The sequence below is a fragment of the Sphingomonas trueperi genome, assembly GCF_011927635.1.
In the GTDB taxonomy this organism is placed as follows: Bacteria; Pseudomonadota; Alphaproteobacteria; order Sphingomonadales; family Sphingomonadaceae; genus Sphingomonas; species Sphingomonas trueperi.
The window spans coordinates 1-15449 of sequence record NZ_JAATJB010000024.1 but is presented as its reverse complement, the minus strand read 5'-3'; the positions used below and the strand labels follow the sequence as shown (position 1 = coordinate 15449).

The window sequence follows — 15449 nt, the reverse complement described above, 5'->3', positions numbered from 1 at the left end:
GAGCTTTGGGGGAGCACCGGGCTCCATGCCCCGCATGCAACCGCCCATGCCGGCATCCCGGCGGGCATGGCCGAGGCGCTGCGCCTGCACCCGGCCCTTGCTCCTGCCTATGCCGAAGCCGGATATCGGCCGCTCTGGACCAGCGGCGGCCAGCCGACCCCCGCGTCGCGTACCCTGATCGGCCTGCTGGCGGAGCGCGATCGAGCGATCCCCAACTCCGCGCACTACGACCTGCCCCGGCTGCAGGCGCTCGCCGCGGCAAGTCCCGCGCAAGCGGGCTTGTTCGATGTGGCGCTGTCGCAAGCGCTGGCCGCCTTCGTGGCCGATACGGCGCAGCCCAGCCCTGGGCACCGCCTCTACTATGTCGATGCCGAACTGGCACCGCCCACCTCGCCGGCAGCCGTGCTGCACGCAGCCAGACAGGCGCCGTCGCCGGAACGCTATCTGGCAGGGCTGCAGGCCCGACACCCCTTCTACACCCGGCTCGACCAGGCAGTCGCAGCGTCCGGTGCCGCCTCGACGCCCGGACTCCGCGCGAGCCTGGATGCGGCGCGGGCGCTTCCCGGCGACGGCCGCCGGCATATCGTCGTCAACATCGCCTCGGCCGAGCTGTGGATGTTCGATGCCGGCGGCCGGATCGCGGACCATATGCGCGTGATCGTCGGCAAGCCGGGCATGGCCACGCCGCCGATGGCGGGGCTGATCCGCTATGCTGTGCGCACCCCCTATTGGAACCTGCCGCCCGACCTCGCTCGCGAACGCGCCCGCAAGATCGTGGCGGGCGATGCCGACCTGCTCACCCGCGAGCGGATCGAGCTTCTCTCCGCCGCGGGCGCAGATACCCGCCCCATCGATCCCGCCTCCGTCGACTGGCAGGCGGTTGCGGCCGGAGCCCGCACGATCCGGATGCGCCAGTTGCCGGGTCCCGACAACATGATGGGCCAGATCAAGTTCATGCTGCCTAATCGGCTCGGCATCTATCTGCACGACACGCCGATGAAGGCGGCATTCGCGCATGCGGACCGCCGTGCCAGCTCCGGCTGCGTGCGCCTGGAGGATGCGGAGCGCCTCGCCCACTGGCTGTTCGACGGCCACCCGCCCGCCGGAAACGGCACCGCCGAGCAGCGCTTCGACCTGCCGCGCCCGGTGCCGGTATACATCGTCAACCTCCCCGCCCTGTCGGCGGGCTAAGCACTTCGCGTGACACCCAAAGGGGCCGAACGTGCCGCCGCCTCCCCGCCGCAGGCAACGCCGGCAAAAACAGCCTAGCCTGGATCAGGCAATGCCCTGTTTCCCGGAACCCGCGCCCTCCCCGATCCTTTGCCCTTGATCTGCAATTGCACAGGAGAGTCACATGCCGGATGCGGCGATCCTCCATACCCCCGGCAGTCCCTATCTGCTCACGCTGCGGGACGCCCTGCGCGCGACAGAAGCGTGCATCGCAGCGTTCGAGATCGGCGGGCTGCAGGTGGAGATTCTGGCTACCAGCGATTCCGTCTTCGCCATTATCCGTCGCGAGGGCGCGGGCGGCCTTGCCGTCCGTGCAGCATTCATCCCCGCCCCCTTCGACTGCGTTGCCGCCCGCAAGGCGCCGGAAGAGGCGGCGCGGCTGCGCGTGACGAGCCGGCTGGGCGAACATGTCATTGCGTTCGTCGCCGCGCAGGACGCGCTGGAGCAGATCCGGATCATCACCCGCTTTACCCCGGCCGTGGCGACGGTGCTGCCGTTCGTGCCCCGCGATCTCTATCCGCTGGGTGGCCGCGACGATCCCCTGCGCGCGGAAGGCACCGTGGAGGCGTCGCAGCGGGGGATCAACACCGGGCTGCTCTATTTCCGCATCGACGAACCGGCCTTCGGCAACGTCCTCTACGTCCAGAACCTGACCGCCTCCAACGACTATTTCCGTACGACCGGCACCAAGCCACGCGAGGTGGTGGGCGGTGCCTGGCCCGAACTCGGCTACAAGCTGCCGGTCCCGTCCGAGGACGCAGACCCGGCCGAGGTGGCGCTGGCCGCCGGCGAGACGGTCAGGCTGTCGGACATGATCCTGGTGCTCCGCCACGAAGCGCCGCCGCACGAGCGGGAATCGGCGAGGCAGTTCCTCCAGATGCTGGGCACGGCCTACAGGATGCTCGAGCCCCCGCCAGTCGCATATCGCGATTGGGTGGCGCGCGCCGAACGGTCGCTGCGTGACCTGGAAGAGGCGCCCGAAGCGACCGTCCGCCATTATGGTCATCGCTACGTCCACCCGTACACCGCCGCCGAATATCCGGACATCATGGTGCAGATGTCGGTGATTGCCGCCCTGCACGACTGGGGCAATTGGCGCGGCGAGCCGCATCCGCTGGAGGCGGAGCTCAAGGCGGGGGTGCGGAAATTCTATGATCCCGAGCTCAAGACCCTGCGGCGCTATCTGCCCAATGTCGGCAAGGACAAGGACGCCGACGCCGTCGACAGCTGGTATCTCTACCACCCGCTGGTGAACCTCGGGTTCCTTGCCCTCGATGGCGATGCGGAGGCGCGCGAGCTGTTCGTCGCATCGCTCGACTATGGCATCCGCGCCGCCCGGCATTTCGACTATCGCTGGCCGATCCAGTACGATGTCACCGATTTCAGCGTGATCACCGCCGAAGCTCCGGCCGATGGTCGCGGCCAGACCGACGTCGGCGGCATCTATGCCTGGGTGATGCTGCAGGCGTATGAACTGACCGACGAGACGCAGTATCTGGACGAGGCGCGCGCGGCGATCGACGCGGCGATGGGGCTGCGGTTCGACATCAACTATCAGGCCAACCTCACCGCCTGGGGGGCGGCGGCGTGCATGCGACTGTGGCGCATCACCAATCGCGACGTCTATCTGCAGCAGAGCTATGTCTATCTCGCCAGCTTCCTGCACAATGCGGTGATCTGGGACAGCCAGATCGGCCATGCGGCATCGTACGAGACCTTTCTGGCCGTCACATGCCTGCAGGACGCGCCCTACATGGCGATGTACGAGTGCTTCGACAGCTTCGTGGCGTTCGCCCATTATCTCGACGATGGCGGGCCCGAGCTCGAACCCGAAGCACGAATGCTGATCGGCGAATATTGCAAATACGTGCTCTCGCGCGCCTGGTATTATTATCCCGACGCGCTGCCCGACGACGCCATCGCCGAGAAACAGCGCGAGGCGAACGGCCATATCGATCGCACGCTCTCCTTCCCGCTGGAGGATCTGTACCCGGACGGCCAGCAGGCCGGGCAGGTGGGGCAGGAGGTGTACGGCGCCGGGGCCGCCTTCATCTTCGCCTCGCGCGCCTTCCACCGGATCGACGGGGCACCGTTCCTACTGTTCTGTGACTCCCTGGTTCGCGCGGTGGAGCGGACCGGCGACAAGGCGCTCACGCTCCAGCTCGACGCCGGGGAGACCGCCACCGCCAATGTTCGGCTGGTGCGGCTGAAGCGTCGCAAGCTGACCAAGGCCAACCTCACCACCGCCGGGGGCGACGCGATCCGCCCGAGCGGCACGTCCGACGATCGCATCGACTATGTCGTGCCGGCGAACGGCCGGCTGATCCTGACCTGGGAATGATCATGGCAGTTGAAACCACCGCACTCACCGGCAAACGCATCGTCCTCACCGGCGGGACCACGGGCATGGGCCGCGCGACCCTCGCCCTGCTGGCGTCGGAGGGCGCGCGCATTCTCACCTTTGGTCGGCATCGCGAGCCGCTCGACGAGGCAATTGCGCTGACGGAGGCGCACACGAGGGCGACCGGCGTCGTCGCCGACGCCGCGACCCCGGAGGGTATCGACAGCGTCTTCACTGCCGCCGATGCGGAACTGGGCGGCGTCGACATGCTGGTGACCTGTGCGGCGCTGGGCGCGCAGCCGATCCACGAAATGGCCGATGCGGACTGGCGCTATGTGATCGACACCAACCTCGTCGGCACGCTCGCCTGCGCCAAGGCGGCGATCGCGCGCATGGAGCGGCAGGGCGGCGGGCACCTGTTGTTCGTCGGGTCGATTAGCACCGAGATCAAGGCCAAGGGCGAGAGCGTCTATGCGGCGACCAAGGCCGGCATCCAGGCCTTCGCCGAGACGCTGCGCAAGGAAGTGGCGAGCAAGAACATCAAGGTCAGCGTGATCCAGCCGGGATCGGTCGATACCGACATGCAGGAATGCAGCGACGAGGAGAAGGCCGAGGCCGTCGCAAGGGCCGAGATGCTGCACGCCGAGGAAATCGCCGAGGCGATCCGCTTCGTGCTCACCCGCAGTGCTGCGAGCGACGTGGTCAACCTGCGGATCGAGCCGCTGGTCCAGAAGACCAGCTGAGCGCTACGATCGTTCCGTGCGCCGCTGCCGCATCCGCGCGCGGGCATCGCGAAGCAGCGCGGCGGGCAGATCGGTGGTCGAGCGCAGGCCTGCGACGCTCGAGATGTTGCGGATCGTGCGGCGGGTCTCGTTGAGCAGCTGCCCCACCATCTCGCGCCGCTCGATCTCGCCATGCTCCTCCACCAGCGACAGGCGGTGGATCGCATAGAGGCCGATCACCCCCGCGATCAGGAAGTAGAAGTCCCAGCGCGTCAGCACGAAGGGCAGCGCGAACACGCCGTTGGGGCTGCTCCAGCGCACCAGCAGCTCGAACTGGCGCGCGGCGAAGAAGTCGGCGAGCAGCCCGCCCAGGATCGGCGCCAGACCCGCCGCAGCGGCGGTCACGATTGCGTTGGTCGCCACATAGGCGGTGGCGGCGCCCTTAGGCGAGAGCTTGAGCGCGATATTGGTGTTGGCCAGCGTCACCCCGGCGATCGTCGCACCCATCAGCAGGTGCAGGCCGACCAGCCACAACTTGACCAGGTCACGGTCCGCGAATTGCGAGGCGCCCGCCATCGCCACGATCGCCAGGATATAGGCGGGTGCGCACACCGCCAGCACCGACTTGTTGGCGAAGCGGTCGCTCAGCGTGCCCCAGAGGCGGAGCGCTAGGATGTTGGCGATCTGGCTGGCGACGCTCAGCACCATCACGAAGCTGATGTTGAAGTGGAGCTGGCGGACGATGAACACGGTGAAGAAGGGCGTCGCGAAGTTGATCGCGAACTGCCAGCTGGCGACGAACACCAGCAGCCGCCGGAAATTGCCGTCGCGTAAAGGACGGCGGAGCAGCTCGACAAGGTCGACCGGCCCCGGCGCGGGCGGCATCAGCGGCTCGGGCATGCCGGCGACGACCCGCGCGCTGATCAGGCCGGTGACGCACCCTGCTGCGAACATGCCGGCGAAGACCAGGTCGCGGTCGAACGATCCTGGCGCCGTCCAGTCCAGCGCGAGCGCGGCGGCGAGGCCCAGCAACAGGCTGATCGCGGTCAGCCACACCGTCCGCTTGGCGAAGACGGTGCCGAGCCGGTCCTCGGGTGCGAGATCGCGCATCCAGGCGTTCCAGGCGCAGGATCCGATTGCGCCCAGCCCGCACAGCACCAGCTGCGCCGCGAGAAAGGCGAGCAGCGGCAAGGTCCCGCTGAAGAAGGCGAGCAGCGCCATGATCGCCAGCATCAGGCGGCCGAGCAGGCTGGTGAACACCGCGATCCGCTTGCGCGCCCGCATCCGCTCGACCAGCCCGATCGCCGGCAGCTGGAGCAGCTGCGCGAGAAACGGCGCGCTGGCCAGGATACCGACCATCGCGTTCGACGCGCCGAGATGCAGCGCAAAGGCAGTGAGGATCACCCCCGTAGTCAGCGCTGCGGTGCCGCCCGAGAAGATCGCCTCGGTGACGAGCAGCCGCAGCCCGCGCTCGCGGTCCTCCGACGACACTTCCGGTTGCGGCTGCAGGCTGATCATCGCGCGGCAACGTGCGGCAGCCGCCCGGGTGCCCCAAACCGCACCCGTCCGCCAACATAAGTTACCGAGAAATATGGATTAAAGCCTGGATGCCGCGGGACGATGTCGGCGCTCGTCGGTTGGGAAGGCCATACAGCCCGGTGCTTTCGAGGAGCATGATGCGCATCCACCATCTCAACTGCGGCACCGATTGCCCGCTGGGCGGTGCGCTGTTCGACGGTCGCTCAATCGCGCCGCTCGGCCGGCTGGTTTGCCACTGCCTGCTGATCGAGACGGACGCGCACGGCCTGGTCCTGGTCGACACCGGCTACGGCCTGCGCGACGTCGCCCATCCGCATGGGCCCGGCGTACCGCGGATTACCCGCGCCTGGCGCGCCATGCTCAACATCCGCCTGCACGAGGCGGAGACCGCGATCCGCCAGATCGAGGCGCTCGGCTTCCGTGCGGACGACGTGCGCCACATCGTCGTCACCCATCTCGATTTCGACCATGCCGGGGGGCTGGAGGATTTCCCCAACGCGATCGTCCATGTGATGCAGCGCGAATATGACGACGCCACCGGACCGCATGCGGGAATGGTTGCGCGTAATCGCTGGCGGCTGCCGCAACTGGACGGCGTCCAGCAATGGCGCGGCTATGGCGCGCGCGGCGAGCGCTGGTTCGGCTTCGATGCGGTCCGTGACCTGGAGGGGCTGGCGCCCGAGATCCTGCTCGTGCCGTTGCCCGGCCACACCTGGGGCCATGCCGGCGTGGCGATCCGCCGCGACGATGGCCGCTGGCTGCTCCATGCGGGCGACGCCTATTTCTATCGCGGCGAGATGCGCCAGGCGCGGCGGCGCTGCACGCCCGGATTGCGCGCCTATCAGCGGCTGATGGAAGTCGATGCCGACAGCCGGATGGACAACCAGGCGCGGCTGCGGCGCCTCTCGATCGAAGGCCGGGAGGATGTTTCGATCGCCTGCGCGCACGACGCGGTCGAGCTGGAGCAATGCCAGGCGGGGCAGCCGCTTTGACGGCGAGGGACGATCTCCGCATCGTGCTGGTGCTGGCCGGCGGCAACGCGCTGGGCGCCTATCAGGCGGGAGTCATTCAGGCGCTGCACGAGGGCGGGATCGCACCGGAGTGGATCATCGGCACCTCGGCCGGGGCGATCAACGGCGCGATCTTCGCCGGCAACGCACCGGATGTCGCAGTGGCGAAGCTCGCCGCCTTCTGGCGATCGGACGGCTTCGACTGGTGGCAAGCCTGGCCTGAGAGCTGGCGGAGGACGATCGAGACCAGCGCCACGCTGCTCGGCGGACGGCCCGGGATGTTCGGGCCCTTGGGCACGGCGATGTTTGCCGCCCCTACGCCCGCGCTGTACGATTCAAGTCCTCTCGCGGCGACGCTGGAGTCCAGCGTCGATTTCGCGCGATTGAACGACGGCACGCCGCGATTCACCGCCGTCTCGGTCGATCTCGAAACCGGAGCGGAGGTCGCGTTCGACACCGGCGATCGCAGGATCGGCGCCGAGCATATCCGCGCGAGTGCCGCCCTGCCACCAGCCTTTCCCGCCGTGGAGGTGGACGGGCGACTCTATGTCGATGGCGGCCTCGCGAGCAACCTGCCGCTCGATCCGGCGCTGTCGACGCCTTCGGAACGCCCCATGCTGTGCATCGCCGTCGACCTGTTGCCGATGCGCAGCGGCCGGCCCGATACGCTGGGCGCCATGGCGGCGCGCGCGCAGGATCTGACCTTCGCCAGCCAGTCGCGGCGCACGATCGGGCGCTGGCAGGTGCAATATGCCACTGACCCTGCCTTTCGCGGCTGCTCGGTCACGCTGGCGCAGCTGCTCTATGCCGATCAGGGGCGCGAGGTGGCGGGCAAGGCGATGGATTTCTCGCCTGCCTCCGTGCGGCAGCGCTGGGAAAGCGGGCTCCGCGACGGTGCACACCTCGTCCGCCGCCTCTCGACCGGCACGCTGCAGGTAGGGGCCGAAGGACTCCACCTCGCCCCCGGCCACTCGGAGAACGCACCATGAAAGCCGCGCTGAAGACCGCTGACGGACGCTTCACCGTCGTGGAGGTGGAAGAGCCCACCTTGCCCGCCGCGGACTGGGTGAAGACGCGAGTGCGGATGGCCGGGATCTGCGGAACCGACCTGCGGCACTGGGAGAAGCCCGACCAGCATCTGCGCTGCTGCATCATGGGCCACGAACTCGCCGGCGAGGTGGTGGAAGTCGGCGCCGACGTAACCCGCGTCCGGCCCGGCGACCGGGTGCTGATCGAGTCCGTGCTCGGCTGCGGCCATTGCGACTGGTGTCGGGTGCAGCAGTACAACCGTTGCCCCGATCTCTATCCCACCCGCCGCGCCAGCGTCTCGCGTGCCTATGCCGAGTTCGTGATCGGCCCCCAGCACAAGATGCACAAGCTGCCTGCCGCGATCGGTTTTGACGACGCGGCACTGCTCGATACCTATGCCGTCTGCCTGCACGCGCAGCATCTCTCCGGCCTGACGATCAACGCCAAGGTCGCGATCATCGGCGCGGGGCCGATCGGCCTCGGGCAACTGATGCTCGCCAAGGCCAGCGGCGCCGACGTGCTGTCGATCGATCCCGTGCCCCATGCCCGCGCGCTGGCGCAGGACCTCGGCGCCGATGAGGTGATGCCGCCCGAGAAGGGCGCGGCCGAGGACGCGATCCTGGCGATGACCGATGGGCGCGGCGCGGACATCGTCTTCGAATGCTCGGGCGGCGAAACCATGCCGCAGACCCTGCCGCTCGCGACACGGCTGGTGCGGCGGGGTGGGAAGGTCGTCATCGTCGGTGGGTTCGATGCAGGAGACATCGCCATCCCGCTCGAATGGCAGCGCATCCAGATGTCAGAGATCACATTGATCCCAAGCGCCAGCTTCGCCTTCCACGATCTCTATGCAGAGCAGGCCGAAGTGATCGAACTCCTCGCGCGCGGCAAGTTGCAGACCCAGAAGCTGATCAGCCACCGCTTCCCGCTGGAGCGGATCAACGAAGCGTTCGAGACGGCGAAGGACAAGACCCGGACCGGCGCCACCTTCGTCGGCCTGTGCATGTAACCGCCAGCGCGGCTCCGTCGATTCCATCGCCCCCCCTGCAAATACCGATGCGAGGGCGAATACGCGCCTGCCTTCAGCAGCATGCCAATGGGCAGCATCGCGGTGCTGGCGCACGAATACAGGACCGGCGTCCACGCTTCTTTTCACGGAGATCTTGTGAACTCTTGCTCCCGCCCTTCGTTGGACCTTCAATGTTAAAATCAATAATATCAACTATTTAAATAACACACATCAGGAGCCCTGGCATGACCCCCAAGTTGAAGCCGCTTGCCGAGCAGACGATGGTCATCACCGGCGCCAGCAGCGGGATCGGCCTGGTCACGGCGCGCATGGCCGCGAAGGCAGGCGCCGCAGTGGTGGTGGCCGCGCGGAACGGTGCTGCGCTGGAAAACCTGGTGCACACCATCCGCGAGGAAGGTGGGCGGGCCGCCCATGTGGTCTGCGATGTCGGGCGCGAGGCGGATATCGCGCGGGTGGTCGAGACCGCCGTCCGTGAATTCGCCGGGTTCGACACCTGGGTCAACAATGCCGGCATCTCGATCTTCGGTCGATTGTGGGAAGTGCCGATGGACGATTGGCACCGCATGTTCGACACCGTCTATTGGGGCACGGTCCATGGGTCGCTCGCGGCGGTGCGCCACTATCGCGACCGCGACGTGCCGGGTGCGATCGTCAATATCGGCAGCTTCTTCGGCGACAAGGCGCCGGCGGTGCAGAGCAGCTATGCCTCGGCCAAGTTCGCGGTGCACGGCTTTACCGGATCACTGCGGCAGGAGGTCGAGAGCGAAGGCTGGCCGATGTCGATCTCGCTGATCCATCCCGGCCGCATCGACACACCGTATAACGAGCATGCCGGCAACTACATGCCGATGCAGCCGGTGCATCGCGGCATGATCTACCCGCCCGAGGCCGTGGCGGAGGCGATCCTGTGGTGCGCGGCGCACCCGAAGCGCGACATGTTCGTCGGCAGCCAGGCGAAGTTCGCCGCGATGATGGGCGCCGTGGCGCCGCGGCTGACCGACCGGATCATGGAAGTCCTGATGTATACCGGCCAGCAGTCGCGCACGCGCAAGGCCAATGGCGACCACGAACGGGCGCTGTACGAGGCTGGCTATGGCGGTCACGAGCGCGGCACCCACGAGCCGCACTGGCTGCGCGGCGGCAGCCTCTATGTGAAGGCGACCAAGCGCCCCGCGCTGACGGCGGCGGCAATCCTGGGCATCGGTACGCTTGCTGTCGCCCTGGCCCGCCGTGGCGGCGCCGGCGCCACTTATGGACCTGCGGCACCGCCCGTGTCGGAGCAGGACAGGCCGGCACCGCAGGCAGACCGCAGCTTCGGTGTCGCCGAAGTCGCCCTCCCCGTGGAGGCTTGAGACGGTGCGTGCCGGCAGGCTGGCGCCGCTGTCGCTGCTGGGGATGGCATTGCCCGGCTGCGCCGTCTCCACCCATGTCTCGCGGCACGATCTGAACCGCGTCGCGGGGCGAACCTATGTCGTGACCGGCGCCTCCAGCGGCTTTGGTCGTGGCCTGGCGCTGCGCGTGGGCGAGCTGCACGGCAATGTCGTCCTCGCCGCACGCCGCGCCGATGCGCTTGAAGAAGTGGCCGCACGGGTCCGCGCATCGGGTGGGCAGGCGCTGGTGGTACCCACCGATGTCTCCGATCCCGCACAGATCGAAGCGCTGGCGGAAGCCGCCACCCGCCGCTTCGGGCGGATCGACGTGTGGATGAACATCGCCGGGGTGGGCGCCAACGGTCGGTTCTGGGAGATGCCGGTGGCCGATCAAGCGCGGATCGTGGACGTCAATTTGAAGGGCGTGCTCTATGGCAGCCATGCTGCGCTCCGCCGCTTCGTGGCGCAGGGCCAGGGGACTCTGGTCAACATGGGATCGGTGGAGAGCGAGGTGCCCCTCGCCTATCACGCCACCTATGCGTCGACCAAGGCCGGCATCCTCGCGCTGGGCCGTGCGCTTAACGAGGAGATCCGCCACGCCGGTCGCGGCCGCACCATCCGGGTGGCGACGGTGATGCCCTGGGCGGTCGACACCCCCTTCTTCCGGCACGAGGCCAATTACAGCGGCACCGCCGACCGGATGGCGATGATGGACGGCCCGGAGAAGGTCGTCCGCGCGCTGGTCTGGGTGTCGCTCCACCCACGCGAGGAACTCCCGGTTGGTGCCAAGGCGCAGATGGCGTCGAGCGCGCATCATCTGTTCCCCGATCTTACCGAGCGCCTCTCCGCCAACATCCACCGCGCCGAGATGCGCAAGGGCACGCCGCAACCGCCGACCGCCGACCGCCGGCAACGTCCATCGGCCGATGCCAGAGGGCCGCGCGGTCGAAGGCGGCGTGCGCGCGCGGATGAAGGCAGAGGATGGCGCGCGGCCCCCGCCGCGCTGACCGCGCAGCCGGAATCACCGGCGTGCGCACATTGGATCGCAGGCCGGTCCCCATACAGGAGTATGCACATGGTGGAAGAAAGACGTCCGTCGCCGGCACCTTATCAGGAGGACTCCGTCGCTCCCGAGCATTATCGCGATCACACGATCGAGACCTTCACCGTGAATTTCGGGCCGCAGCACCCGGCCGCGCACGGCGTGCTGCGCCTCGTGCTCGAACTCGACGGCGAGATCGTCGAGCGCGTAGACCCGCATGTCGGGCTGCTCCATCGCGGCACCGAAAAATTCTGCGAATACAAGACCTATCTCCAGTCGATCCCCTATTTCGACCGGCTCGATTACTGCTCGCCCATGTGCATGGAGCACACCTATGTGCTCGCCATCGAGAAGCTGCTCGACCTGGAAGTGCCGCTCCGCGGCCAGTATCTGCGCGTCCTGTTCGCCGAGCTGACGCGGATCAAGAACCACCTGCTCAATATCGGCAGCCACATCATGGATGTCGGGGCGATGACCCCGAACCTCTGGCTGTTCGAGCTACGCGAAGACTGCATGAACTTCTACGAGCGCGCGTCCGGCGCGCGCATGCACGCCAATTATTTCCGCCCCGGCGGTGTTCGGCAGGACGTTCCCCTGAAGCTGCTCACCGACATCGCGCACTGGCTCGATCACCGCTTCAAGACGTTGTTCGAGGATGCGGTGGCGCTGTTCGCCGAGAACCGGATCTTCAAGCAGCGTAACGTCGATATCGGCGTCGTCTCGCGGCAGGATGCGATCCGCTGGGGCTTCTCGGGGCCGTGCCTGCGCGCCAGCGGCGTGCCCTGGGACCTGCGCCGTGCCCAACCCTATGACGTGTACGACCGCATGGACTTCGAGATTCCCGTCGGCACCCGCGGCGATTGCTATGACCGCATCATGGTGCGCGTCGAGGAGGTCCGCCAGTCCGCACGGATCATGCACCAGTGCATCCGGGACATGCCAGAGGGGCCGGTCGCCGTGCTCGACCGCAAAGTCACGCCGCCGCGCCGGGGCGAGATGAAGCAGTCGATGGAGGCCTTGATCCACCACTTCAAGCTGTTCACCGAGGGATTCCACGTGCCAGCCGGCGAAGTCTATGTCGCGACGGAAGCGCCCAAGGGCGAGTTCGGCGTCTATCTGATCAGCGACGGGACCAACAAGCCTTATCGCGTGAAGATCCGCCCCACCGGGTTCAGCCATCTCCAGGCGATGGACATGATGACCGCCGGCCATATGCTTGCGGACGTGACTGCGGTGCTGGGCTCGATCGACATCGTATTCGGAGAGGTCGACCGTTAATGGTGTTTCGCCAACAACTGCTCGCGTGCTCGCGCGATGCCAGAGAGCCTGATGGGCTTCATCCCTGATGACCGCTCTCGAAAAGCGATTCGGAGCCTCTTGAAGGCAGGTGGGCGCTCCGCCAGGAAAGCACTGAACCTCGCATCGTCATGCCGCCCTGCTGCCGCCCGTTGTATTACGACATACCTGCAACAAGTATGAGATTGTTACAAATACTTGCTTGATAGATCCCATAATATTTTTTGCCTGACGGCATTTTTTGTTGTCACCCCATCCGCGCAAATCACAGTTTCTTGGGAATCCATACTGTTGCTATAGGCCTCATATGAACTCACATTTATGCTTCGAACCCCATTTATAAATAGGAAGTGGGGCCTTGCAGGTGGGGCTCAGTTTCTGCTGCGGCGCGGTAACTAATTAATTTATAAATCTATTTTTTAGCCGTTCGATTCCTGCAACCCCTTTCCACAGATATTCAAGGGCATCCAAAACTGGCGGATTTGCGTGGGTTTTGGCGGTATCTGATCCACCCAAATCCGGGTCGATCCATTGGAACCCGCGGCCCTTGGCGGTATATTTGACGGTATCAGCACTGCACCAGCGGAGGAGATACCGTCATGCTCACCGATGCAGCCGTCCGTCGAATCAAACCGCGGGACAAAGCGTTCAAGACTCAGGACATGCACGGCATGTACCTCCTCGTTCAGCCTGGCGGTGGTCGGTACTGGCGATGGGACTATCGTCATGACGGCAAGCGCGGCACGGTGGCGCTGGGCGTATATCCTAACGTCTCCCTGAAGGAAGCGCGCGAGCGCCGAGAGAACGCTCGGAAACTGCTCGAGAAGGGCATTAACCCCTCCTCCTACGGCAAACTGACGCGCGGCGTGGCAGCATTTCGGCCGGAGATACGTTCGCCACCGTCGCCGACGAATGGCTGAAGAAGATCGAGGCGGAAGGGCGAGCGGCGACGACCCTCGAAAAGCTCCGCTGGCTGATCGCGTTCGCCAACCCGCTGATCGGCACTCGACCGATCGGCGACATCAGCGCACCAGAGCTGCTCACCGTATTGAGGACCGTGGAGATTCGGGGCCGCTATGAGACGGCACGACGCCTCCGCAGCACCTGTAGCAGCGTAATTCGCTACGCGATCGCCACCGGACGGGCGCAGAGAGATGTGACCGCCGATCTCCAGGGCGCCCTGATCACGCCCAAGGTCAAACATCATGCCGCGATCATCGAACCCGACAAGGTCGGCGCACTCTTGCGCGCCATAGACGGGTACGAAGGTCAGCCATCAGTTGCCCTGGCGCTTCGGATGGCCCCGCACGTCTTTGCGCGTCCGGGCGAACTGCGCGCTGCTGAGTGGGCAGAGTTCGACCTGTCAGCGAAGGTCTGGACCATCCCCGGCGAGAAGATGAAGATGGGCCGCCCGCATCGGGTCCCCCTTTCCAAGCAGGTGCTTGCGCTCCTAGCGGAGCTTCGGGAGATGAGCGGCAGGTCGAAGCTTCTGTTTCCAAGCGTCCGGTCAGACGCTCGCCCGATTTCCGACAATACCATCAACGCCGCCCTGCGCCGGCTTGGGTACGACAAGACGCAGATGACGGGCCATGGCTTCCGCGCGATGGCCAGCAGCCTTCTCAACGAAAGCAGGGAATGGCACCCCGATGCGATCGAACGGCAGCTCGCGCATGTAGAGAGAAATGACGTGCGTCGAGCCTATCTCCGCGGCGAGCATTGGGACGAGCGCGTTCGGATGATGCAATACTGGTCAGATTATCTCGAGCGCTTGAAGGCAAGCTAGGACACTAAAAAGTCGAAGCTCACATCACCTGTTGCTGACGATTAAACGGCCATATCGCTCCGAAGGCAGAGGCCACAGGTTCGAATACCGCCTGGTCCGCCATTTTTCAATGGCTTAGCTGGCTCAGCACCAAACTTGTCAAATATACGTCAAATATACGGGCCCGGATCCCCGCGGTTATGGGCGCACACCTCTGTCCGAATCTGAGCGGCTGCGGCCTAGAAAGCTCTCAGATTCCTCAGGGAGAGTGGGGTGAGAGGCGCCAGATGATGAGCTGCCAGAGGTGGTACGCCAGGCGATTCACGCGCCAGAAGCGAATTAATCTCATCGATGGACGGCTTAGCCTATTTCAGATCCTCGGGACGGCGGGCAGTGCCCATCGCTTGCAGTATCTTCCATATTCGGCTTGAACGGGCAGTAAATTCTTGGGGCAAGATCGAGATGAGTGGTGTTAATATCCTACGGGCTGTAGAGAATATCCGGTCCGGGACGACCGTATATACTCCCGTCATAGAACTCATCGTCAATGCCATACAGGCAATCCGGCTGAGCAAGGCCAAAGGCAGCCTAGTCGACGTAATGATCCTCCGCAGCCGCCAGACAGATCTTGAGGACGGAATCGGCGAGGTCGATGGATTTATCGTGTCTGATGACGGGATCGGGTTCAACGAGCAGCACAGGAACTCCTTCGACACTATTTACTCAGCGCTGAAAGCAAAGGATGGTGGTAAGGGCTTCGGGCGATTTACCTGCTTGAAATATTTTGAGAACCTCTCTGTGCAGAGCGTCTTCTTCGAAGATGGTCGGTTTCGGGCGCGCAGCTTTAACATGGGAACAGCGACCGACATCATCGTCAACGAGGACGTGAGCGATACCGAGGCAACCGCTACCGGTTCGCAGGTGCGTATTGACGGCATTAAGCGCACCAGGTTTCCCGACAAGGGGATTGACACGATTTCCCGTGACCTGCTCCCCGTTTTCAGGCCGCCGATAAGTTAGCTTCGGTGTCCCTATGCCCTTGGCGGGGGCGGCTCGTAAACTCGGCGGGTGCCAATCC

12 protein-coding genes and 2 pseudogenes are annotated in these 15449 nt (G+C 65.6%); 13 read left to right on the top strand and 1 reads right to left on the bottom strand.

Annotated elements, in window-relative coordinates:
- Positions 1 to 66: 66 nt before the first annotated feature.
- The 3 genes from GGR89_RS21025 to GGR89_RS21015 all read left to right on the top strand — a co-directional run bounded on the left by GGR89_RS21025 (position 67) and on the right by GGR89_RS21015 (position 4314).
- The gene (locus GGR89_RS21025; protein WP_125977420.1) at positions 67 to 1191 is read left to right on the top strand and encodes a L,D-transpeptidase family protein; all 1125 of its coding nucleotides are present in this window, start codon (positions 67 to 69) and stop codon (positions 1189 to 1191) included.
- Between the two features lie 163 nt (positions 1192 to 1354).
- Positions 1355 to 3571, top strand: a complete 2217-nt coding sequence (locus GGR89_RS21020; protein ID WP_125977421.1) for a hypothetical protein — start codon at positions 1355 to 1357, stop codon at positions 3569 to 3571.
- Positions 3572 to 3573: 2 nt separating this feature from the next.
- Positions 3574 to 4314, top strand: coding sequence for an SDR family oxidoreductase (locus GGR89_RS21015; RefSeq protein ID WP_125977422.1), 741 nt, complete (start codon positions 3574 to 3576; stop codon positions 4312 to 4314).
- 3 nt (positions 4315 to 4317) lie between these two features.
- Here GGR89_RS21015 and GGR89_RS21010 read toward each other — a convergent pair whose 3' ends face one another.
- On the bottom strand, positions 4318 to 5811 hold the full coding sequence (locus tag GGR89_RS21010; protein WP_125977423.1) for an MFS transporter: 1494 nt from the start codon (positions 5809 to 5811) through the stop codon (positions 4318 to 4320).
- A 155-nt stretch (positions 5812 to 5966) separates the two neighbouring features.
- Between GGR89_RS21010 and GGR89_RS21005 the strand changes: the two genes are divergently transcribed.
- The 10 genes and pseudogenes from GGR89_RS21005 (at position 5967) to GGR89_RS20970 (ending at position 15391) form a co-directional block, all read left to right on the top strand.
- A complete protein-coding gene (locus tag GGR89_RS21005) occupies positions 5967 to 6824 on the top strand; it encodes an MBL fold metallo-hydrolase (protein ID WP_241213587.1) in 858 nt (285 codons plus the stop codon).
- Entirely contained in the window at positions 6821 to 7831 is a 1011-nt protein-coding gene (locus GGR89_RS21000) for a patatin-like phospholipase family protein (protein WP_164542712.1), read from the top strand. The genes GGR89_RS21005 and GGR89_RS21000 overlap by 4 nt, the downstream gene beginning before the upstream one ends.
- Positions 7828 to 8880 carry a zinc-dependent alcohol dehydrogenase gene (locus GGR89_RS20995; protein WP_125977426.1) on the top strand — a complete coding sequence of 351 codons (1053 nt, stop codon included), beginning with the start codon at positions 7828 to 7830 and terminating at the stop codon, positions 8878 to 8880. Before GGR89_RS21000 ends, GGR89_RS20995 begins: the two co-directional genes overlap by 4 nt.
- Before the next feature lie 245 nt (positions 8881 to 9125).
- Positions 9126 to 10253, top strand: a complete 1128-nt coding sequence (locus GGR89_RS20990) for an SDR family oxidoreductase (protein WP_125977427.1) — start codon at positions 9126 to 9128, stop codon at positions 10251 to 10253.
- Positions 10153 to 10938 (top strand): annotated as a pseudogene (locus GGR89_RS22485) (SDR family NAD(P)-dependent oxidoreductase); the annotation flags it as partial. The gene GGR89_RS20990 and the pseudogene GGR89_RS22485, both read left to right, overlap by 101 nt.
- A 486-nt stretch (positions 10939 to 11424) precedes the next feature.
- Positions 11425 to 12591, top strand: a complete 1167-nt coding sequence (locus tag GGR89_RS22480) for an NADH-quinone oxidoreductase subunit D (RefSeq protein WP_241218054.1) — start codon at positions 11425 to 11427, stop codon at positions 12589 to 12591.
- A 617-nt stretch (positions 12592 to 13208) separates the two neighbouring features.
- Positions 13209 to 13529, top strand: coding sequence for an Arm DNA-binding domain-containing protein (locus tag GGR89_RS22475; RefSeq protein WP_241218051.1), 321 nt, complete (start codon positions 13209 to 13211; stop codon positions 13527 to 13529).
- Positions 13484 to 13729, top strand: a pseudogene (locus GGR89_RS22935) (phage integrase central domain-containing protein); the annotation flags it as partial. The gene GGR89_RS22475 and the pseudogene GGR89_RS22935, both read left to right, overlap by 46 nt.
- 36 nt (positions 13730 to 13765) lie before the next feature.
- The gene (locus tag GGR89_RS22470) at positions 13766 to 14392 is read left to right on the top strand and encodes a tyrosine-type recombinase/integrase (protein WP_241218052.1); all 627 of its coding nucleotides are present in this window, start codon (positions 13766 to 13768) and stop codon (positions 14390 to 14392) included.
- Between the two features lie 330 nt (positions 14393 to 14722).
- Positions 14723 to 15391: an ATP-binding protein gene (locus tag GGR89_RS20970; protein ID WP_125977429.1), complete on the top strand. Its 669-nt coding sequence runs from the start codon at positions 14723 to 14725 to the stop codon at positions 15389 to 15391.
- The last annotated feature ends 58 nt before the right edge of the window (positions 15392 to 15449 follow it).

Coding starts and splice junctions, on each gene's coding strand:
- GGR89_RS21025 (WP_125977420.1), top strand. CDS start 67: ATGGCCGAGGCGCTGCGCCTGCACCCGGCCCTTGCTCCTGCCTATGCC.
- GGR89_RS21020 (WP_125977421.1), top strand. CDS start 1,355: ATGCCGGATGCGGCGATCCTCCATACCCCCGGCAGTCCCTATCTGCTC.
- GGR89_RS21015 (WP_125977422.1), top strand. CDS start 3,574: ATGGCAGTTGAAACCACCGCACTCACCGGCAAACGCATCGTCCTCACC.
- GGR89_RS21010 (WP_125977423.1), bottom strand. CDS start 5,811: ATGATCAGCCTGCAGCCGCAACCGGAAGTGTCGTCGGAGGACCGCGAG.
- GGR89_RS21005 (WP_241213587.1), top strand. CDS start 5,967: ATGATGCGCATCCACCATCTCAACTGCGGCACCGATTGCCCGCTGGGC.
- GGR89_RS20995 (WP_125977426.1), top strand. CDS start 7,828: ATGAAAGCCGCGCTGAAGACCGCTGACGGACGCTTCACCGTCGTGGAG.
- GGR89_RS20990 (WP_125977427.1), top strand. CDS start 9,126: ATGACCCCCAAGTTGAAGCCGCTTGCCGAGCAGACGATGGTCATCACC.
- GGR89_RS22475 (WP_241218051.1), top strand. CDS start 13,209: ATGCTCACCGATGCAGCCGTCCGTCGAATCAAACCGCGGGACAAAGCG.
- GGR89_RS20970 (WP_125977429.1), top strand. CDS start 14,723: ATGGACGGCTTAGCCTATTTCAGATCCTCGGGACGGCGGGCAGTGCCC.